The organism is Citrobacter sp. Cb031, assembly GCF_030336725.1.
Taxonomy (GTDB): Bacteria; Pseudomonadota; Gammaproteobacteria; order Enterobacterales; family Enterobacteriaceae; genus Citrobacter; species Citrobacter braakii.
On sequence record NZ_JAOWDA010000001.1, the window covers coordinates 1 to 20,462 of the forward strand.

The following is a 20,462-nucleotide window of genomic DNA, read 5'->3' on the forward strand; positions in this document are numbered from 1 at the left end:
TGGGGTCTCCCCATGCGAGAGTAGGGAACTGCCAGGCATCAAATAAGTGAAGAAGCCCATCCTGCCGGATGGGCTTTTTTGCGTCTGCAGGGAGTGAGAACTGCCGGAGGTGACCTCCCGCCTTATCCGGCCTACAAAGGCGTATCACGACACAGCAGCTATCTACTTATCCATTGCGTAACAAAATCGGCAACTTGCTGTATATCGTTGATATCTAACAATGGAACATCCACCGCAAGCGGAATATCACTGGCAACCGCGATAACATAGTTGTCTATCGCCAGGTCCTCTGGACTGTGCCCGCAACCGTCGCGAAAAAGAACGATCTTAGCAACAGGTTCATGCTTAAAGCCCTCAACCAACACCATATCCAGTGTAGAAGCATCCATCCTGCTTACCAGGTACGCTAAATCCAGTTCAGGCTCTTCCGGGGTTTCTACCATTAATGCCCAACGCTGCTGGCTGGCGACCAGGGTTTGCGCTGCACCGGCTTTGCGTAGCTCATAGCTATCTTTGCCGGGCTTATCAACATCCATATTGTGATGAGTATGCTTAATCAATCCGGGACGAATGCCTCTGGCACGTAGCTCCGGGATCAATTTTTTAAGCAGCGTAGTTTTTCCCGTTCCGCTCCATGCTGCTATAGCGAGTAATGGGATCATGATTTGTCCTGCCATTTTGCAAGTTCTTCAGGGGTGTTCACGTTCACGAACGCATCTTTATGATCGCTGAAATCGACAGCATGACCGCCAGCCTGGCGCATAAAGACCATAACGCGTCTTTCACCGGACTGAAGATAATCTTGTAGCAAGGGTTGCATGGTGCGGTGCATTAGCGCAATGGTCGGATGATCTCTTTCCCCATCATGCACCCAGACAACCGGTGCAGCTTTGCGCTGTTCCTTCAAACGTTTGACCAGATCGTGAGGAATATAGGGCATATCGCACGGGCAGAACAGAAACCACTCCCCCGCTTGCTGCAGGAATACCGATAGCATCCCGGCCAGTGGGCCAGGGAAATCGGCCAATGAATCAGGGATAACTTTCAGGCCGCTTTGTTGGTAAATATCCCGGTGGCGATTGGCATTAACCACCACGGTTTCGACCTGTAAAGCGAGGGTATCGGCCACATGCCGCCAAAGAGGTTTACCATCCAGCTCAAGCAGACCTTTATCGGTTCCGCCCATCCGTCTGGCCTTACCGCCTGCCAGCACAACCCCTGTTATTGCACTATCCAGAATCACTGATATCGCCTCTTTTAATGTGGGATTGACCCTGCTAACGTATCTGTATTGAGCCTAAGGAGCACAACCATGAAATGTAAACGTCTGAATGAAGTTATTGAACTCCTCCAGCCGGCCTGGCAGAAGGAACCCGATCTTAACCTGATGCAATTTTTACAGAAACTGGCGCAAGAGTCAGGTTTTGACGGCGAACTGGCGGATTTAACTGATGACATTCTGATCTATCACCTGAAAATGCGTGACTCGGCGAAAGACGCCGTCATCCCAGGTATTCAGAAAGATTATGAGGAAGATTTTAAAACCGCACTACTCCGCGCACGTGGCGTAATTAAAGAGTAAAAGCTTGTAATCGCCACCACCGAAAGCGCTGCGAAATGATATCCTGAATCATTCGTAGTATTTTCCGGATGATGGGATGAACGACAACGCTTTTAATTTCCAGACGCTACACCCGGATACCATCATGGATGCACTGTTTGAGCAGGGGATCCGGGTGGACTCCGGGCTTACCCCGCTTAACAGCTATGAAAACCGTGTCTATCAATTCCAGGACGAAGACCGTCGACGCTTTGTCGTTAAGTTTTATCGCCCTGAACGTTGGTCTGTCGAGCAGATCCAGGAAGAGCACCAGTTTGCTCTGGAACTGGTAAGCGATGAAGTCCCGGTAGCTGCACCGCTGGTACTAAGCGGCCAAACGCTGTTAAGCCATCAGGGTTTCCATTATGCGATCTTCCCCAGCGTCGGCGGGCGGCAGTTTGAGGCCGACAATATCGATCAGATGGAGGCGGTGGGGCGCTATCTGGGGCGTATGCATCAGACCGGATGCAAGCGTACTTTTGCCTTTCGCCCGACGATTGGCCTTGAAGAATACCTGACTGAGCCGCGTAAGCTTTTTGAACACGCACAGTTGATCCCATCAGGGCAAAAAGCGGCTTTCCTGAAGGCAACGGATGCGCTTATCGCGGTCGTTACCGAACGCTGGCATGCACGTTTTACCACGTTACGTCTGCACGGTGATTGTCATGCCGGTAATATTCTGTGGCGCGATGGTCCGATGTTTGTCGATTTAGATGATGCCCGCAATGGCCCGGCTGTTCAGGATTTATGGATGCTCCTCAATGGCGATAAAGCTGAACAACGCATGCAGCTTGAAACCATTATCGAGGCTTATGAAGAGTTTAGTGAGTTCGACACCTCTGAAATCGGACTGATAGAACCTTTACGCGCTATGCGTTTAGTTTATTATCTTGCCTGGCTAATTCGACGTTGGGCTGACCCTGCGTTTCCAAAAAACTTCCCGTGGTTAACCGGGGAAGATTACTGGCATCGTCAGACCGCGACCTTTATTGAGCAGGCAAAAATTCTGCAAGAGCCCCCCTTACAATTAACGCCAATGTATTAATCGGAGAAATTTGAACATGAAAAAATTATGGCTGGCGCTGGCTGGTATGGTTTTAGCTTTTAGCGCATCTGCAGCGCAGTTCCAGGATGGCAAACAATACATCACTCTGGAAAAGCCTGTTGCGGGTGAACCGCAAGTGTTGGAGTTCTTCTCCTTCTACTGCCCGCACTGCTATCAGTTTGAAGAAGTTCTTCACGTATCTGATAACGTGAAGAAAAAACTGCCGGAAGGCACCAAGATGACTAAGTACCACGTCGAGTTTCTGGGGCCGTTGGGCAAAGATCTGACGCAAGCTTGGGCCGTTGCTATGGCGCTGGGCGTTGAAGATCAAGTAACCGTTCCGTTGTTTGAAGGTGTTCAGAAAACCCAGACCGTTCAGTCTGTAGCTGATATCCGTAAAGTGTTTGTCGACGCGGGTATTAAAGGTGAAGACTATGATGCGGCATGGAACAGCTTCGTGGTGAAATCACTCGTGGCGCAGCAGGAAAAAGCGGCGGCTGATTTACAGCTGCAGGGCGTTCCGGCAATGTTCGTGAATGGCAAATATCAGGTAAATCCGCAGGGCATGGATACCAGCAGCATGGATATCTTTGTACAACAGTATGCGGATACCGTGAAGTATCTGGTTGGTCAGAAGTAAAAGCAAAAGCCGGTCACTTGTGCTGACCGGCTTTTTCATTTGAAGCTTTAATCGCGTCGAGCTGCGCGTCTTTCTCACTCCACAGCGTATTAAGCCATAGCTGAAACCGACGCTTGAATCCCTTATCGTTGACGTAATCACCGTGCAACCCTTCATGAATTGGCTCCAGATTTACCCGCACGACAATACGCGTTAGCTTACCGCTCAGCATATCGTAGAACGGTCGGCTGCTATTTTCCGGATAGCACAACGTGACGTTCAACATTTTATCGAACTGTGACCCCAGTACGTTCAATGCCATCGCAATACCGGCCGCCTTTGGAGGGAGCAAGTTTTGATAAGGAGAGCGGGTTTGCTCACGTTTCTCTTTGGTAAAGCGTGAACCTTCGACAAAATTCACAATAGTTGTCGGGTGTACGCGAAACTTCTCGCAGGAACGACGCGTTGTTTCGACATCTTTACCGCGCCGTTCTGGATGACGGAGCAGGTAGCCACGCGAATAGCGTTTCATAAACGGCATATCCAGCGCCCAGCAGGCCAGGCCAATAAAGGGCACCCAGGCCAGTTGTTGCTTGAGGAAATATTTATTCATGGGGATGTGCTTACGAAACAGCACGCAAAGCACAACGATGTCAGCCCAGCTGTAATGGTTACAAATGAGCAGATACCAGTTTTTCTTGCTAAGACCTTCCAGTCCCTCGACATCCCACTTCAGTCGCGGATTGAGGTGTAGTAGTAGCGCCAGACCTTCACACCAGCAGTACATCATGAAATTACAGAAGACAGAAACCTTGCGCCAGACAACGGGAACGGGCAAAAGGAGTTTTACAACCCCGGCAAGGATGATCGGCACAGAACAAAAAATCGTGACCAATATGGTCAATACGATACTCAGCAACAGCGTTATCGCAGCGAGTATTCTCGTCATAATTAAATTATTCAAAAGGTTAGCCATAGATAGTGCGCTAAAGAGGCGCAAGGGGCTGATTTTATCAGAAAACGAACCAAATGATGGATCTTCCCTGAATAGAAAAAAAGGGAATATCTATCCACATCAGGATATAAGCTGTATAAATGGAATAAAATGCTACGCATTTATTTAAGCTTCTGAAATATATGTACAAAATAAATGATGTGTTAATTTTATTGCTATATTTAAAGAGCTGAAAATTATTTATTCACAAAGTTATCCACAGTCTTCTTTGCGAGCAAAGCAGAAGATCTACAAAAGTTTTTCGACAAATGCGGCGAAAAACTCATGTTTTCATCCTGTCTGTGGCATCCTTTACCCATAATCTGATAAACAGGCACGGACATTATGGTTCAGATCCCAGAAAACCCACTTATCCTTGTAGATGGCTCCTCTTACCTGTATCGCGCATACCATGCGTTCCCGCCGCTGACTAACAGTGCAGGAGAACCTACTGGCGCGATGTATGGTGTCCTCAACATGCTGCGTAGCTTGATTCTGCAATATCAGCCGACCCATGCTGCGGTGGTATTCGACGCTAAGGGTAAAACCTTCCGTGATGAGTTATTCGAACACTACAAGTCACACCGCCCACCCATGCCGGACGATCTGCGTGCGCAGATTGAGCCTCTGCATGCGATGGTAAAAGCGATGGGGTTGCCACTGCTGGCCGTTTCGGGCGTGGAAGCAGACGATGTCATTGGTACGCTGGCGCGGGAAGCAGAGAAGGTGGGTCGTCCGGTGCTGATTAGTACCGGTGATAAAGATATGGCTCAGTTGGTGACGCCGAATATCACCCTGATCAACACCATGACCAATACGATCCTCGGCCCGGATGAAGTGGTGAATAAATATGGTGTTCCACCAGAACTGATCATCGATTTCCTGGCGCTGATGGGGGATTCCTCAGATAACATCCCTGGCGTTCCTGGCGTAGGTGAAAAAACAGCGCAGGCTCTGCTGCAGGGGCTGGGGGGGCTGGATACCCTCTATGCTGAATCAGACAAAATCGCGGGGCTGACTTTCCGTGGTGCGAAAACTATGGCGGGCAAACTTGAGCAGAATAAAGAGGTAGCGTACCTCTCTTATCAATTAGCTACCATTAAAACGGATGTTGAACTGGAGTTGACCTGCGAGCAGTTGGAAGTACGTCAGCCGGCAGCGGATGAACTGCTTGGCCTGTTTAAACAGTACGAATTCAAGCGTTGGGTTACTGACGTTGAAGCGGGTAAATGGCTACAGGCGAAAGGAACGAAGCCGGCGGCAAAACCACAGGAAACTATCGGCGTCGATGAAACGCCTGAGGGGCCGGCCACGGTTCTCTCGTATGATAACTATGTGACAATTCTGGATGAAGCGACGCTGGAAGAGTGGATTGCGAAGCTGAAAAAAGCGCCTGTCTTTGCCTTCGATACTGAAACTGACAGCCTGGACAACATCTCCGCGAATCTGGTTGGCCTGTCTTTTGCCATTGAACCGGGTGTGGCTGCATATGTTCCTGTTGCCCACGATTACCTGGACGCCCCCGATCAGATCGCTCGCGACCGCGCGCTGGCATTGCTGAAGCCGCTGCTGGAAGATGAGAACGCGCATAAAGTCGGGCAAAACCTGAAGTACGATCGCGGTATCCTGGCGAACTATGGCATCGAACTGCGTGGTATCACCTTTGACACCATGCTCGAATCCTACATTCTTAACAGCGTCGCTGGCCGACACGATATGGACAGCCTGTCGGACCGCTGGCTGAAACATAAAACCATCACCTTTGAAGAGATCGCCGGAAAGGGCAAAAACCAGCTGACCTTTAACCAGATAGCGCTGGAAGAAGCCGGACGTTATGCTGCGGAAGACGCCGACGTTACGCTACAGCTCCATCTCAAAATGTGGCCAGAATTGCAGCAGCATAAAGGACCGCTGAACGTCTTTGAAAATATCGATATGCCGCTGGTTCCTGTTTTGTCTCGCGTTGAGCGCAATGGTGTGAAAATCGATCCGGCTGTTCTGCACAAACATTCAGAAGAGCTGACGCTGCGTTTGAACGAGCTGGAGCAAAAAGCGCACGAGATCGCCGGAGAAGCGTTTAACCTCTCTTCCACCAAACAATTGCAAACTATCCTGTTTGAAAAGCAGGGTATTAAGCCGCTGAAGAAAACCCCTGGCGGCGCGCCATCAACGTCGGAAGAGGTACTGGAAGAGCTCGCGCTCGATTACCCATTGCCGAAAGTGATCCTGGAATATCGCGGCTTAGCAAAACTGAAGTCGACCTATACGGATAAGCTTCCGTTGATGATTAACAAGAAAACCGGGCGCGTTCACACCTCCTATCACCAGGCGGTGACCGCTACCGGGCGCTTATCATCCACGGATCCAAACCTGCAGAACATCCCGGTACGTAATGACGAAGGTCGTCGTATTCGTCAGGCGTTTATTGCGCCAGAAGACTACGTGATTGTCTCCGCAGACTACTCACAGATTGAACTGCGTATCATGGCGCATCTCTCGCGTGATAAAGGTCTGCTTACCGCATTTGCCGAAGGGAAAGATATTCACCGCGCAACGGCGGCGGAAGTCTTTGGCTTACCGCTGGATTCCGTGACTGGTGAACAACGCCGCAGCGCGAAAGCCATCAACTTCGGTCTGATCTACGGGATGAGTGCCTTTGGTTTGGCGCGCCAGTTGAATATTCCGCGTAAAGAAGCACAGAAGTACATGGACCTCTACTTCGAACGCTACCCTGGTGTGCTGGAATATATGGAACGCACCCGTGCACAGGCAAAAGAGCAAGGTTATGTCGAAACGCTGGAAGGGCGTCGTCTCTATTTACCGGATATTAAATCCAGTAATGGCGCTCGTCGCGCTGGTGCAGAGCGCGCGGCAATTAACGCCCCGATGCAGGGTACTGCCGCAGACATTATCAAACGCGCCATGATTGCGGTGGACGGATGGCTGCAAACCGAGCAACCACGTGTGCGCATGATCATGCAGGTACACGATGAACTGGTGTTTGAAGTGCATAAAGATGACCTCGAAAGCGTCTCTAAAAAGATCCATCAACTGATGGAAAACGAGACCCAGATTGATGTGCCGTTGCTGGTGGAAGTCGGTAGTGGCGAAAACTGGGATCAGGCGCACTAAGGGTTTACTGAATAACGCCCCTTTTTCGTAACTAAGCAACATAAGATAGAACTTTTTGTGATGTCCATTAGAATTCCCTATGTAAGGAATGAAAAAAAATTACAAAAAGTGCTTTCTGAGCTGCTCAAAAAAGAGTAAAGTTATTCACGTAGGGTACAGAGGTAAGATGTTCTATCTTTCAGACCTTTTACTTCACGTAATCGGATTTGGCTGAATATTTTAGCCGCCCCAGTCAGTAATGACTGGGGCGTTTTTTATTGTGCGAAAGAAAAGTTTCGTACAGGCTGTAGGCCGGATAAGACGCGCAGCGGCGCTATCCGGCATATCGGTGGGTTACTCCCCGTCCTGCATCTCTTCAATCGGCGCCAGTTCACTAAACCAGCTATCCAGCTTCTGCCGAAGTTTGTCCACGCCCAGTTTTTTCAGTGATGAAAATGCTTCTACCTGTACATCACCGTTAAATGCCAGTACGGCTTCACGTACCATATTCAACTGGGCTTTGCGCGCACCGCTGGCCAGCTTGTCTGCTTTAGTCAGCAGTACCAGAACCTGAACGTTGCTCTCAACCGCCCACAGGATCATTTGCTGGTCGAGGTCTTTTAGCGGGTGACGAATATCCATCAATACCACCAGACCTTGCAGGCTCTGACGTTTTTCCAGATATTCAGCCAGCGCGCGCTGCCATTTGCGCTTCATCTCTTCCGGAACTTCGGCATAACCGTATCCTGGCAAATCGACCAGGCGTTTGCCGTCAACGACTTCAAACAAGTTGATGAGCTGAGTACGACCCGGCGTTTTAGATGTACGCGCCAGACTCTTTTGATTCGTCAGGGTATTTAGCGCACTGGATTTGCCTGCGTTGGAACGGCCAGCAAAAGCCACTTCGATACCGGTATCGGAAGGTAAGTGGCGAATATCAGGCGCACTCATCACAAAGTGCGTCTGTTGATAATTCAAGTTAGTCAAAGCAGTCCTCTCCATCAATCAGGGCTTTGCAGCGATTATACCTGAACCCCAGCAAAAGGCTGGTTTTTCGACGCGTAGGCTATGTAAGTAAAAACCTCGCACTTTGTGAGACATTGCCGATAGTTTCTATACGAGATGACAGAGTAAAAAATGACGTAACTAAAATAAATCATATAGTTAAGATAAGGCACTATTCTTAAAGTCCGAAATTGTTACCCAGGTTACTTGTACGTTTAAACCAAAGCGGTAAAGTAGCGCCCATAGCGAGGAAGCTGACAGGATAGTCGACTCAGGATGAGGGTCAGGAGCGCCAGGAGGCGAAGACACAGGATTGTCAGGGAGACAAACGTCCGGAGACGTTAGTAAAAGGAAATGGAAACAACACGGAATGTTTCAGGCTAAGGGAAAAACAGGGTGTGTTGATAGCCAACAAGGATTGTAGAGCCCGTAAGGGTTGAGAGTCAGGAAAAAAGGCGACAGATTACTCTGTCGCCTTTTTTCTTTATTTCTGCTAGATTCCGGCGCAATTATATACTGAATAAAACAGCCAAAGACGAATCATGATGAAACCAACTTCTACACCACGCGGTAAAGGTCCTGCAAAAGCGCGTCGTAAAACACGCGAAGAAATTAATCAGGAAGCTCGCGACCGTAAGCGCCAGAAAAAACACCGTGGTCATGCGGCGGGTAGCCGTGCGTCCGGTAGCGAAGGCGCATCTGGTGGCGGAAACCAAAATAAGCAAAAAGATCCTCGTATTGGCAGCAAAAACCCCATTCCATTGGGCGTGACCGAAAAAGTCACCAAACAGCACAAACCGAAGAGTGAGAAACCTATGCTTTCACCACAGGCTGAGTTGGATTTACTGGAAACGGATGAGCGCCTGGATGCGCTGCTGGAGCGTCTTGAAGCAGGAGAAACCCTGAGCGCGGAAGATCAGACCTGGGTTGATGCCAAGCTGGACCGCATCGATGAGCTGATGCAAAAGCTGGGTCTTTCTTACGATGACGAGGAAGAAGAGGAAGAGGAAGAAAAGCAGGAAGACATGATGCGTCTGCTGAAAGGCGGCAACTAACGGTTTTACACCGTGGGTCTTCCCGTCCTGCTTATAACCCTTCCGGTTATATGTTATCTGATGTGGTTATTCGTTAAACTACAGCGGTTGTCGCGGCGACAGAAGTGGCTGCGCAACCGGTTTATTACCCGCACTGGGGTTAAGCCGGTACGCCGTACCCGCCAGAGACGCCATCGGAAGGAGTGAGTATGTCAGAGCAGTTAATAGACTGGGACCTGGCCCTGATCCAGAAATATAACTATTCCGGGCCACGATATACCTCGTACCCGACCGCGCTGGAGTTTTCTGAAGACTACGGCACAGAAGCATTTCTAAAGGCCGTGGCGCGTTATCCTGAGCGTCCGCTCTCGCTGTACGTTCACATCCCGTTCTGCCACAAACTGTGCTACTTCTGTGGCTGCAACAAGATTGTGACTCGCCAGCAGCATAAAGCAGATCAATATCTCGATGCCCTGGAACAAGAAATTATCCATCGCGCACCGCTGTTCGCCGGACGCCATGTCAGCCAGCTGCACTGGGGCGGCGGCACGCCAACGTATCTGAATAAAGCGCAAATCAGCCGTTTGATGTCACTGCTGCGTGGCAATTTCAACTTTAACGACGATGCCGAAATCTCGATCGAAGTGGATCCGCGTGAAATCGAGCTGGATGTCCTTGATCATTTACGCGCTGAAGGTTTTAACCGTTTGAGCATGGGAGTGCAGGACTTCAACAAAGAAGTCCAGCGCCTGGTGAACCGTGAGCAGGATGAGGAGTTTATCTTTGCGCTGCTGAATCATGCGCGGGAGATTGGCTTTACCTCAACGAATATCGATCTGATTTATGGCCTGCCAAAACAGACGCCAGAGAGCTTCGCCTTTACCCTGAAACGCGTGGCTGAGCTGAATCCAGACCGTCTGAGCGTCTTTAACTACGCGCACCTGCCGACGCTGTTTGCTGCCCAGCGCAAGATTAAAGATGCCGACCTGCCCAGCGCGCAGCAGAAGCTGGATATCCTGCAGGAGACCATCTCTTCACTGACCGAAACTGGCTATCAGTTCATTGGCATGGATCACTTTGCCCGCCCGGATGACGAACTGGCCATTGCTCAACGCGAGGGCGTTTTGCATCGCAATTTCCAGGGCTATACCACCCAGGGGGATACCGATCTGCTGGGGATGGGCGTATCGGCCATCAGTATGATTGGCGACAACTACGCGCAGAATCAGAAAGAGTTGAAGCACTATTACCAGCAGGTAGACGAGCAGGGGAATGCGCTGTGGCGCGGAATTGCCCTGACCCGCGACGACTGCATTCGTCGGGATGTTATTAAGCTCCTGATCTGCAATTTCCGCCTCGACTATGCTGCCGTGGAACAACAATGGGATCTGAACTTCGCTGACTATTTTGCCGAAGACCTGAAACTGCTGGCGCCGCTGGCGAAAGATGGGCTGGTGGATGTGGATGAGAAGGGGATTCAGGTTACGCCGAAGGGGCGTCTGCTGATTCGTAATATTTGCATGTGCTTCGATGCATATCTGCGCCAAAAAGCGCGTTTGCAGCAGTTCTCGCGCGTTATTTAGCCGGGTTGCCCGGTGGCGCTTCGCTTACCGGGCCTACGAAATCTCAATACGTAGGTCGGGTAAGCGAAGCGCCACCCGACAAACCCGCTAGCTGAACAGCCCAACCAGCGCCGCACACAGCACGGCGGCAACCGCAGTTTGTGGCGTATGGCTTTCAACCGCACCGCTCGATAGCAGATTTATCATTGATTCCAGCATGATGACTTCCCCCCGTTTGCCGGGCACGATCATACTTAACTCATCGGAACAGTAAAGCGCAAAATAGCAGCAATTTGCGCTCAATTATCAATCTTTACACAGTGACCGATCGTCACTCCATTCCGAGTTCTTTTAACTTTCGCGTCAAGGTATTACGGCCCCAACCGAGCAGCCGTGCCGCTTCCTGTTTATGCCCCTGGGTATGACGTAGCGCGGTGGTCAGCAGCGTGCGCTCCATCTCCGGTTGAGCCTCTGAAAGCAGGTTTTGATGACCGGAACGTAATGCCCGATCCGCCCACTGTGCCAACAGGGTTGCCCAACTGTCTGGCTGCATATGGGACGGTGCGTCAGGCACGGTGGTTTCAAACAGTTCGGTCGGTAAGTCCTGAATGAGTACTTCCTGTCCGGCGGCCATTACGGTTAACCAGCGACAGGTATTCTCAAGCTGACGCACGTTTCCCGGCCATGACAGACGGGTGAGCGCCGCCTCTGTTTCAGTGTGTAATTGCTTGGCTTCTACTCCCAGTTCGCGGGCGGCCTCCTGCAGGAAATGACGCGCCAGGCGTGGGATATCTTCCCGACGTTCGCGCAGTGGCGGCAGATGCACCCGGATGACGTTCAGGCGATGGAATAAGTCCTCACGGAATTTGCCTTCCTGCACCCGCAGTTCCAGGTTCTGGTGCGTAGCGGCGATAATACGTACGTCCACCTTCACAGGCGCATAACCGCCAACGCGGTAAAACTGTCCATCGGCTAATACGCGCAATAAACGCGTCTGCACGTCCAGCGGCATATCGCCAATTTCATCGAGGAACAGCGTGCCGCCGTCTGCCTGTTCAAAGCGCCCCTGACGAATCGTATTTGCCCCGGTAAACGCCCCTTTTTCATGGCCAAACAGCTCAGACTCGATCAAATCTTTCGGAATAGCAGCCATGTTCAGCGCGATAAACGGTGCTTTGACGCGCGGACTATGACGGTGCAACGCATGGGCGACCAGCTCTTTACCGGTCCCGGACTCTCCGTTAATCAATACGCTGATTGAAGAACGGGACAGGCGACCAATAATGCGAAAGACGTCTTGCATTGCCGGTGCTTCGCCGATGATGTCGGTTGTTGGGCCGTTGATTTGAATATTACGCGGCTGCTGCTGTTCCTGATAATGGCTGATGGCGCGTTCGACCAGCGCCACGGCTTCATCAATATCAAAAGGTTTGGGCAGATAATCAAACGCCCCTTGCTGGTAGGCGCTGACGGCAGCATCCAGATCGGAGTGTGCGGTCATTATGATGACCGGAAGCATCGGATGCCGCTGTTTGATCTGTTTTAACAGCGTCAGGCCGTCCATGCCCGGCATACGGATATCCGACAGCAGTACGTCTGGCGTTTTGCTGGCCAGCGCGTCCAGTACCTCTTTACCACTCTCAAATGTAGTGCAGCTTAGTCCTGCCCCTGCGAGCGCACGTTCAAGCACCCAACGGATGGAACTATCGTCATCAACTACCCAGACTATTCCTCGTTGCATAAACGTCACCTTTATTTCCTGATAGGCAGGTAAACCGAGAACTCGGTATGACCCGGCCAACTGGTAAATTCAATTTTGCCGGAATGTTGATCAATCAAATTACGGGCGATGGATAATCCAAGGCCGGTACCGCCTTCGCGACCGCTGACCATTGGGTAGAACAGCGTGTCCTGCAAATGCGAGGGAATTCCCGGGCCGTTATCCTCAACATCGATCCGCGCCGCCAGACGATAACGCATACCGTGCAGCGTGAGCTGAAACGCGGTGCGGGTACGCAGAATAATCTCGCCGCCTTCCGGTCCCAGCGCCTGCAAAGCATTGCGCACGATGTTCAGCAAAACCTGCTCGATCTGGTCCGGGTCGTGCAGTAATTCAGGCAAACTCGGGTCGTAATCACGAATCAGCGTGACGTTTTCCGGCAGCTCCATCGAGACCAGCGCCACCACGCGCTCCGCCACTTTGTGAATACTTTCTGTGACGTGCATTCCCGGCTGTTGTGGTCCCAGCAGACGGTCGACCAGATTACGCAGGCGGTCGGCCTGCTCAATAATGACTTTGGTATATTCGGTCAGCGCCGGGTCCGGAAGCGCTTTACTGAGCAGTTGCGCCGCGCCGCGTAATCCACCCAGCGGGTTTTTAATTTCGTGCGCCAGGCCGCGCACCAGATCGCGGGCAGCGATCTGCTGGGCGTGCTGGAGCTGTTCCTGGCTCAGACGGCGCTGGTTATCCATTGGCGCCATCTCCAGCAGGATAAGGCCATCAGGCAGCCTCTGAGCGGTCACAGAGAGGATGTGTGAGTGGCTATCTATCACCAGCGTCACTTCGTTATCCGTAAAGCCCTGGCCTGCTTCCAGGCTCTCTCGCATCAGCCCGATGTTTAAGGAGAAATAACTCAACAGATCGGGAAGTGGGGTACCAAACAGTTTGCGGGAGCTTTGGGCGAGCAACTGTTGTGCCGCTGGGTTGGCGTAATGTACCGCCAGCTCATCGTCGACGAGTAAGATGCTGTTGATTAAAGAATTGAGGATCTGCCCAGCATCGGGCAGCGTGCCGGTTGCCATTCAGCAGTCTCCTGAAAAGTGTTGCACCAATTTAGTGCATTATAGCTTTTTACATCAAAAAAGCGCGAGGAAGCAGGTTGTTAGTGGAGAAAAAAGCCCATCCTGGGATGGGCTAAAAGTTCCACGGCAACTTAAAGACTCTATATTTTTCTTGCTACAGCCGCGTGGGTCGCAACAAGAAATCTACGGAGTATTGGTACTAATTAAACGCTGTAGTACAGCTCAAACTCTACCGGGTGCGGAGTCATGCGCACGCGGTCATCTTCTTCGCGACGCAGCGTAATGTACGCATCGATCGCTTCATTGGTGAACACGCCGCCTGCAGTCAGGAACTCACGGTCCAGATCCAGTTCTTTCAGTGCTTCTTCCAGAGAACCAGCAACCTGTGGGATCTCTTTCGCTTCTTCCGGCGGCAGGTCGTACAGGTTTTTGTCCATGGCTTCGCCCGGGTGGATCTTGTTCTTAATACCGTCAAGACCCGCCATCAGCAGTGCTGCGAAGCACAGGTACGGGTTAGCAGCCGGGTCCGGGAAACGCACTTCGATACGACGCGCTTTCGGAGAAGCCACTACCGGAATACGGATAGAAGCAGAACGGTTACGGGCAGAGTAAGCCAGCATTACCGGCGCTTCGTAGCCTGGGACCAGACGCTTGTAAGAGTTGGTGGTTGGGTTAGCCAGGGCGTTGATCGCTTTAGCGTGTTTGATTACGCCGCCAATGTAGAACAGCGCCTGCTCAGACAGACCCGCATATTTGTCGCCAGAGAACAGGTTTACGCCGTTCTTGGACAGAGACATGTGGCAGTGCATACCGGAACCGTTATCGCCAAACATAGGTTTTGGCATAAAGGTCGCGGTTTTACCGAAACGGTGAGCGACGTTGTGAACCACATATTTGTAGATCTGAATTTCGTCCGCTTTTTTGGTCATGGTGTTAAAGCGGGTCGCGATTTCGTTCTGACCTGCGGTCGCCACTTCGTGGTGATGTGCTTCAACAACCAGGCCCATTTCTTCCATGATCAGACACATGGTAGAACGGATGTCCTGAGAAGAATCTACCGGAGGAACCGGGAAGTAACCGCCTTTCACGCCAGGACGGTGACCTTTGTTACCACCTTCGTATTTGGTGGAGGAGTTCCATGCGCCTTCGATGTCATCGATAGCCACGTGGGAACCGGAAATGGACGCGCCGAAACGGATGTCGTCAAACAGGAAGAACTCTGGCTCAGGCCCGAACAGAACGGTGTCTGCAATGCCGGTAGAACGCAGATACTCTTCAGCGCGTTTAGCGATGGAGCGCGGGTCGCGGTCGTAGCCCTGCAGCGTACCTGGTTCCAGGATATCGCAACGGATGATCAGGGTGGACTCTTCATAGAACGGGTCGATAAGTGCAGTAGACGCATCTGGCATCAGAACCATGTCTGATTCGTTAATGCCTTTCCAGCCACCGATTGAGGAGCCGTCAAACATTTTGCCTTCTTCAAAGAATTCGGCATTTACCTGATGAGCAGGAATAGTGACGTGCTGTTCTTTACCTTTGGTATCAGTGAAGCGTAAATCAACAAACTTCACTTCGTGTTCGTTCAGCATCGTCAAAACGTGTTCAGCGGACATACTTACTCTCCCGGATTGGTCATGGTCGTCGTGGTAACGAAGTCTTCAATTCTGCAAAAAATTGGCCGTGTCGCCGTAAAAAATATAAAGCGAAATCTGTGCCAACTTTTAAATTGCCCCTAAAAGGCGTTATCATGCGCACTATCGTGCAAAGGGGCTGCACCATGAAGGTTGTATTGCACCATTATAGTGCTTTAATGTGAACATTAAGCACCATATTGGTGCAAAGCATGTCAGGTTACCCCTTTTAACGCTCCGTGAATGTGATCACAAAGAAACTCTGCAATACTTGTTTGCGGAGGATGTTTGTGATCCTGTTTTGTACTGCGATTAATCCGTGTACAATAACGCGCTATTTCTAAAATGCCTGAGGCAAAGTTGTGATCGAAAATTTGCGTAACATCGCCATCATCGCGCACGTAGACCATGGTAAAACGACCCTGGTAGACAAGCTGCTCCAACAATCCGGTACGTTCGATGCACGTGCTGAAACCCAAGAGCGCGTGATGGACTCCAACGATTTGGAGAAAGAGCGTGGGATTACCATCCTCGCTAAAAACACCGCTATCAAATGGAATGACTACCGTATCAACATCGTTGATACCCCAGGGCACGCCGACTTCGGTGGTGAAGTTGAACGTGTAATGTCCATGGTCGACTCCGTGCTGCTGGTGGTGGATGCAATGGATGGTCCGATGCCGCAGACGCGCTTCGTGACCAAAAAAGCCTTTGCCCATGGCCTGAAGCCAATTGTTGTTATCAACAAAGTTGACCGCCCTGGCGCGCGTCCTGACTGGGTTGTTGATCAGGTATTTGACCTGTTCGTTAACCTCGACGCTACCGACGAGCAGCTGGACTTCCCGATCGTTTACGCTTCCGCGCTGAACGGTATCGCAGGTCTGGATCACGAAGATATGGCTGAAGACATGACTCCGCTGTATCAGACCATCGTTGATCGTGTTCCGGCTCCAAGCGTAGACCTTGATGGCCCGCTGCAGATGCAAATCTCTCAGCTGGACTACAACAACTACGTTGGCGTAATCGGCATTGGCCGTATCAAACGCGGTAAAGTTAAACCGAACCAGCAGATCACTATCATTGATAGCGAAGGCAAAACCCGTAACGGTAAAGTCGGTAAAGTTCTGACCCATCTGGGTCTGGAACGTATCGAGAGTGATATTGCCGAAGCGGGCGATATCATCGCGATCACCGGTCTGGGCGAACTGAACATCTCCGACACCATCTGCGACCCGCAGAACGTCGAAGCGCTGCCGGCTCTGTCCGTTGATGAACCGACCGTAACCATGTTCTTCTGCGTAAACACCTCCCCGTTCTGTGGTAAAGAAGGTAAATATGTTACCTCTCGTCAGATCCTTGACCGCCTGAACAAAGAGCTGGTGCACAACGTTGCGCTGCGCGTCGAAGAAACCGAAGATGCGGATGCGTTCCGTGTATCCGGTCGTGGTGAGCTGCACCTGTCTGTTCTGATCGAGAACATGCGTCGTGAAGGTTTCGAAATGGCGGTTTCCCGTCCGAAAGTAATCTTCCGCGAAATCGACGGCCGTAAACAAGAGCCGTTCGAAAACGTAACGCTGGACGTAGAAGAGCAGCATCAGGGTTCTGTCATGCAGGCTCTGGGTGAGCGTAAAGGCGACCTGAAAAACATGAATCCAGATGGCAAAGGCCGCGTACGTCTTGACTACGTGATCCCAAGCCGCGGTCTGATCGGCTTCCGTTCAGAATTCATGACCATGACCTCCGGTACCGGTCTGCTGTACTCCACCTTCAGCCACTACGACGATGTTCGTGCGGGTGATGTGGGTCAGCGTCAGAACGGCGTACTGATCTCCAATGGCCAGGGTAAAGCAGTTGCGTTCGCACTGTTCAGCCTGCAGGACCGCGGTAAGCTGTTCCTGGGTCACGGTGCTGAAGTTTACGAAGGCCAGATCATCGGTATTCACAGCCGCTCTAACGACCTGACTGTAAACTGCCTGACCGGTAAGAAACTGACCAACATGCGTGCGTCCGGTACTGACGAAGCAACGGTTCTGGTTCCGCCGGTTAAGATGACTCTGGAGCAGGCTCTGGAATTCATCGATGACGACGAACTGGTAGAAGTTACCCCAACCTCTATCCGTATCCGTAAGCGTCACCTGACTGAAAACGATCGTCGCCGTGCAATGCGTGGCGCGAAAGAAGAGTAATTAACGCTCTTTCTCAGGTAAGCATAAAAAAGCCGCTGATTTCAGCGGCTTTTTTTATCTAAAAGATCAGGTTGTTTCCTGCTCTGCAATGACTAGCTCAATATTTTCTAAATCAAGCAATTGCTTGAATGAATTTGGTGGTTGGGAATCGGTAAAAAATGCCCGAATTTTACGCATATTACCGATGGATACAGCGGCTGAGGCGGTAAACTTAGTATGATCAGCAACTAACAGCGTATTACGTGCATGCTTAATCATCGTTTTGGCGACAAGCGCTTCGTTAACGTCAAATTCCAATAGTGTGCCGTCTTCCTCAATGGCACCAATACTGGTAATCAAATAGTCGGCTCTGAATCCTTCAATAAAGTTCACTGCTCCTGGACCAACAATACCGCCATTATGAGCACGTAACGTTCCACCGGGCACCATGACCTCAAGATCTTGATTCTTATATAAGATCTGCGCAACACGAAGACTGTTAGTAATTATGCGTAGGTCCCGGCGGTTCAGCAAAGCTCGTGCGACGGCTTCTACCGTAGTACCAATGGTAATAAAAACCGTGCAGCGTTCAGGAAGATAATCAGCAACAGCCTCCGCTATCGCTTCTTTTTCCTGAATGAGGGACAACTCTCGCTGTTCGAAGGCGGTATTCATGATGCTGGATACACGTCCGGCTCCACCATGGTGTCGGGTGATCAGACCCTGTTCACTCAACTTACGAATATCTCGGCGCACGGTTTGTGTGGAAACATCCAGCAATTGTGCGAGCTCTTCAATATTCATATAGCCGCGTTCTGAAATGTAATGAACAAGTTGATCGTGACGCGGATTACCGGTGACTTCAATGATGCTCATGAATACTCCTGGACCTCTTCCCCGTAATTGTCGGCTATTTTACGCATAAAGTGACAAAAATGATTCGGTTTGCGCACGATTAGGAATTCCGGCTCGTCCGCCTGCCTGAGTGCATTTCATCGCCGCCACAGCACTTGCGAAACGGATAGCTTGATCAGTAGACATTTTCTCTGCGAGAGCTGCCGCCATAGCACCGTGGAAAACATCGCCTGCCCCAGTTGTATCCACAACATTGACAGAAAATGCAGTTTGTTGGCACGTTTGCCCATTTTCAATCCATAGTGATCCTTCACTACCAAGCGTAACGTACACTTTACCATTGGTATGCTTAGAGGCCAGTTTAAGTGCCAGTTGTGCATCATTCTGCCCTGTCATTCTCTTCAGACCTGGGGTTGAAAAAACTGCATGGTCGGCAAGTGCTACCAATGGGGTTATGTCTTGTGGAGTCATATCGGCATCCAGCAGTGTTGGGACACCTGCGGCACGTGCCAGCTCGAAGGATTTCAACGTCCCTTCATGCCAACGTACATCGGCCAGAACGATGTCATATCGAGAAAAATCAATCGACTCCAACCACTGAGCATCTGTACCAAGATCTGGGCTTGGATAGTTCACGATGATGCGTTCTCCGTGCTGATCGACCAATATTGCGGACTGAGATGAACGGGAATTCGGGTATTGCCGACAAAACTCGGTATTAACCCCCCAGACCTGAAGTTCGTTAAGCAAAGTATTCCCGCAACTGTCATCGCCTACGCGACCTATAAAATCAACGTCAATACCGAGCCGGGCAATGGCGACAGCCGCTGTTGCGGCTGGGCCGCCACCTGTTTCAAGGTATTGATTAGATTGATATTTACCCCCGCCATTGGGCAGGTCGTTTAAAGAATAAATACGGTCCTGAACGGTGATTCCAATACAAGCAATTCTGGTCATATTTGTTTATTCCTGTGTGATCTTGTCTTCTTTTGTTCATTTTAATGACATAAATGATCAAATTAGTGACATGTGTCTTGTTTTTAGTCATAAATTACAAATATGCTCAAAAACAGACGAAAACGAATTTTTAATTGTAATTATTTTGTCAACCTGAGACAGGAGAGCATTCATGACAACCGTTGCATTTTTGGGCTTGGGCCAGATGGGCAGCCCAATGGCTAATAATCTATTGCAAAAGGGACATGCTTTGCGTGTGTTCGACGTAAACCAACAGGCAGTCAATGAATTAGTACAAAAAGGTGCGACTGCTGCTCAAACCCCTGCTGAAGCCGCTAAAGATGCTGAATTCATTATCACTATGCTGCCAAATGGCGACATCGTTCGGCAAGTTCTGCTGGGTAAAGATGGCGTCAGCGAAGGCCTGTCCCCCAATGCATTGGTTATTGACATGTCCACGATTCATCCATTGCAGACCGATGCATTGATTCATGAGATGAGAGAGAAAGGCATCAGCATGATGGATGCCCCCGTGGGCAGAACGTCAGTTAACGCGATTGACGGCACGCTGCTGATTCTTGCTGGTGGAACGCCTGAACAGGTTGAACGCGCTCGCCCTGTGCTGATGTGTATGGGAAATGAACTGGTGGAAGCTGGCGGTCCCGGTATGGGGATCCGTGTAAAGCTCATCAATAACTATATGAGTATTGCGCTGAACGCCTTGTCAGCGGAAGCCGCTGTACTTTGCGAATCATTGGGTTTGAGCCTTGATGTGGCCATTAAGGTCATGAGCGGTACTGCCGCAGGTAAGGGGCACTTTACGACAACCTGGCCTGGCAAGGTACTTAAAGGAGATCTTTCTCCGGCATTCATGGTAGACCTCGCGTTGAAAGACCTGCGTATTGCCGTCGATGTCGCTAGTCAGATCGGTGCGCCGCTCAATATGGGCATTGCAGCAGAAACCTATTACACCCGTGCCAGCGAGAACGGTCGAGGCCGTCAGGACTGGAGTGCGTTGTTATCTCAGGTTCGTCAGCAGGCTGGCCGACCAGATTCACTATAAATTTTAAATAGTTACAGGA

At 50.7% G+C, this 20,462-nt stretch carries 20 protein-coding genes and 1 pseudogene; 11 read left to right on the forward strand and 10 right to left on the reverse strand.

The features are described 5' to 3' along the window. Positions 1–158 precede the first annotated feature (158 nt). On the reverse strand, positions 159–677 hold the full coding sequence (gene mobB / locus OGV93_RS00005) for a molybdopterin-guanine dinucleotide biosynthesis protein MobB (protein WP_131380421.1): 519 nt from the start codon (positions 675–677) through the stop codon (positions 159–161). Beyond that, complete coding sequence (mobA, locus tag OGV93_RS00010) at positions 659–1,243, reverse strand: molybdenum cofactor guanylyltransferase MobA (RefSeq protein ID WP_016157861.1); 585 nt, start codon at positions 1,241–1,243, stop codon at positions 659–661. Before mobA ends, mobB begins: the two co-directional genes overlap by 19 nt. Before the next feature lie 69 nt (positions 1,244–1,312). On the opposite strand from mobA, the gene OGV93_RS00015 reads away from it, so the two are divergent. The 3 genes from OGV93_RS00015 (at position 1,313) to dsbA (ending at position 3,285) form a co-directional block, all read left to right on the forward strand. Continuing rightward, positions 1,313–1,582: a YihD family protein gene (locus tag OGV93_RS00015; RefSeq protein ID WP_003028616.1), complete on the forward strand. Its 270-nt coding sequence runs from the start codon at positions 1,313–1,315 to the stop codon at positions 1,580–1,582. 76 nt (positions 1,583–1,658) lie between these two features. Continuing rightward, complete coding sequence (locus tag OGV93_RS00020; protein WP_016155155.1) at positions 1,659–2,645, forward strand: serine/threonine protein kinase; 987 nt, start codon at positions 1,659–1,661, stop codon at positions 2,643–2,645. A 16-nt stretch (positions 2,646–2,661) separates the two neighbouring features. Beyond that, a complete protein-coding gene (gene dsbA / locus OGV93_RS00025; RefSeq protein WP_016155156.1) occupies positions 2,662–3,285 on the forward strand; it encodes a thiol:disulfide interchange protein DsbA in 624 nt (207 codons plus the stop codon). 13 nt (positions 3,286–3,298) lie between these two features. Here dsbA and yihG read toward each other — a convergent pair whose 3' ends face one another. Then, on the reverse strand, positions 3,299–4,168 hold the full coding sequence (gene yihG / locus OGV93_RS00030) for a 1-acylglycerol-3-phosphate O-acyltransferase, YihG family (RefSeq protein ID WP_223307974.1): 870 nt from the start codon (positions 4,166–4,168) through the stop codon (positions 3,299–3,301). On the opposite strand from yihG, the gene OGV93_RS00035 reads away from it, so the two are divergent. From OGV93_RS00035 to spfP, 3 genes are all read left to right on the forward strand, one after another. Then, a complete protein-coding gene (locus OGV93_RS00035) occupies positions 4,053–4,388 on the forward strand; it encodes a hypothetical protein (RefSeq protein WP_019077950.1) in 336 nt (111 codons plus the stop codon). The two genes, yihG and OGV93_RS00035, sit on opposite strands and share 116 nt — an antisense overlap. A 215-nt stretch (positions 4,389–4,603) precedes the next feature. Further along, positions 4,604–7,390, forward strand: a complete 2,787-nt coding sequence (gene polA, locus OGV93_RS00040; RefSeq protein ID WP_181598705.1) for a DNA polymerase I — start codon at positions 4,604–4,606, stop codon at positions 7,388–7,390. Positions 7,391–7,556: 166 nt separating this feature from the next. Continuing rightward, positions 7,557–7,604 (forward strand): small protein SpfP, encoded by a 48-nt coding sequence (gene spfP, locus OGV93_RS23885; protein ID WP_071892919.1) that lies wholly within the window; start codon positions 7,557–7,559, stop codon positions 7,602–7,604. Between the two features lie 119 nt (positions 7,605–7,723). Here spfP and yihA read toward each other — a convergent pair whose 3' ends face one another. Further along, the gene (gene yihA / locus OGV93_RS00045) at positions 7,724–8,356 is read right to left on the reverse strand and encodes a ribosome biogenesis GTP-binding protein YihA/YsxC (RefSeq protein WP_005121851.1); all 633 of its coding nucleotides are present in this window, start codon (positions 8,354–8,356) and stop codon (positions 7,724–7,726) included. A gap of 209 nt (positions 8,357–8,565) precedes the next feature. Here yihA and OGV93_RS00050 point away from each other — a divergent pair. The 3 genes and pseudogenes from OGV93_RS00050 (at position 8,566) to hemN (ending at position 10,991) form a co-directional block, all read left to right on the forward strand. Then, positions 8,566–8,814, forward strand: a pseudogene (locus OGV93_RS00050) (hypothetical protein). 105 nt (positions 8,815–8,919) lie between these two features. Next, a complete protein-coding gene (yihI, locus tag OGV93_RS00055; RefSeq protein WP_019077947.1) occupies positions 8,920–9,429 on the forward strand; it encodes a Der GTPase-activating protein YihI in 510 nt (169 codons plus the stop codon). A gap of 188 nt (positions 9,430–9,617) precedes the next feature. After that, entirely contained in the window at positions 9,618–10,991 is a 1,374-nt protein-coding gene (gene hemN, locus OGV93_RS00060; RefSeq protein ID WP_016157864.1) for an oxygen-independent coproporphyrinogen III oxidase, read from the forward strand. A gap of 87 nt (positions 10,992–11,078) precedes the next feature. On the opposite strand, the gene OGV93_RS00065 is transcribed toward hemN, so the two are convergent. The 4 genes from OGV93_RS00065 to glnA form a co-directional block, all read right to left on the reverse strand. Further along, positions 11,079–11,189 carry a YshB family small membrane protein gene (locus tag OGV93_RS00065; protein ID WP_003028631.1) on the reverse strand — a complete coding sequence of 37 codons (111 nt, stop codon included), beginning with the start codon at positions 11,187–11,189 and terminating at the stop codon, positions 11,079–11,081. Between the two features lie 112 nt (positions 11,190–11,301). Further along, on the reverse strand, positions 11,302–12,711 hold the full coding sequence (gene glnG / locus OGV93_RS00070; protein ID WP_047357802.1) for a nitrogen regulation protein NR(I): 1,410 nt from the start codon (positions 12,709–12,711) through the stop codon (positions 11,302–11,304). An 11-nt stretch (positions 12,712–12,722) separates the two neighbouring features. Then, complete coding sequence (glnL, locus tag OGV93_RS00075; RefSeq protein WP_016155163.1) at positions 12,723–13,772, reverse strand: nitrogen regulation protein NR(II); 1,050 nt, start codon at positions 13,770–13,772, stop codon at positions 12,723–12,725. A 203-nt stretch (positions 13,773–13,975) separates the two neighbouring features. Beyond that, complete coding sequence (gene glnA / locus OGV93_RS00080) at positions 13,976–15,385, reverse strand: glutamate--ammonia ligase (RefSeq protein WP_003028638.1); 1,410 nt, start codon at positions 15,383–15,385, stop codon at positions 13,976–13,978. Between the two features lie 380 nt (positions 15,386–15,765). On the opposite strand from glnA, the gene typA reads away from it, so the two are divergent. Then, complete coding sequence (gene typA / locus OGV93_RS00085) at positions 15,766–17,589, forward strand: ribosome-dependent GTPase TypA (protein WP_008786988.1); 1,824 nt, start codon at positions 15,766–15,768, stop codon at positions 17,587–17,589. Between the two features lie 66 nt (positions 17,590–17,655). Here the strand turns inward: typA and OGV93_RS00090 are convergent, their stop codons facing one another. Continuing rightward, positions 17,656–18,444 (reverse strand): DeoR/GlpR family DNA-binding transcription regulator, encoded by a 789-nt coding sequence (locus OGV93_RS00090; protein ID WP_016157865.1) that lies wholly within the window; start codon positions 18,442–18,444, stop codon positions 17,656–17,658. A gap of 39 nt (positions 18,445–18,483) precedes the next feature. Next, entirely contained in the window at positions 18,484–19,380 is an 897-nt protein-coding gene (locus OGV93_RS00095) for a sugar kinase (RefSeq protein WP_016157866.1), read from the reverse strand. A 172-nt stretch (positions 19,381–19,552) separates the two neighbouring features. Between OGV93_RS00095 and yihU the strand changes: the two genes are divergently transcribed. Then, on the forward strand, positions 19,553–20,443 hold the full coding sequence (yihU, locus tag OGV93_RS00100; protein WP_131405483.1) for a sulfolactaldehyde 3-reductase: 891 nt from the start codon (positions 19,553–19,555) through the stop codon (positions 20,441–20,443). The last annotated feature ends 19 nt before the right edge of the window (positions 20,444–20,462 follow it).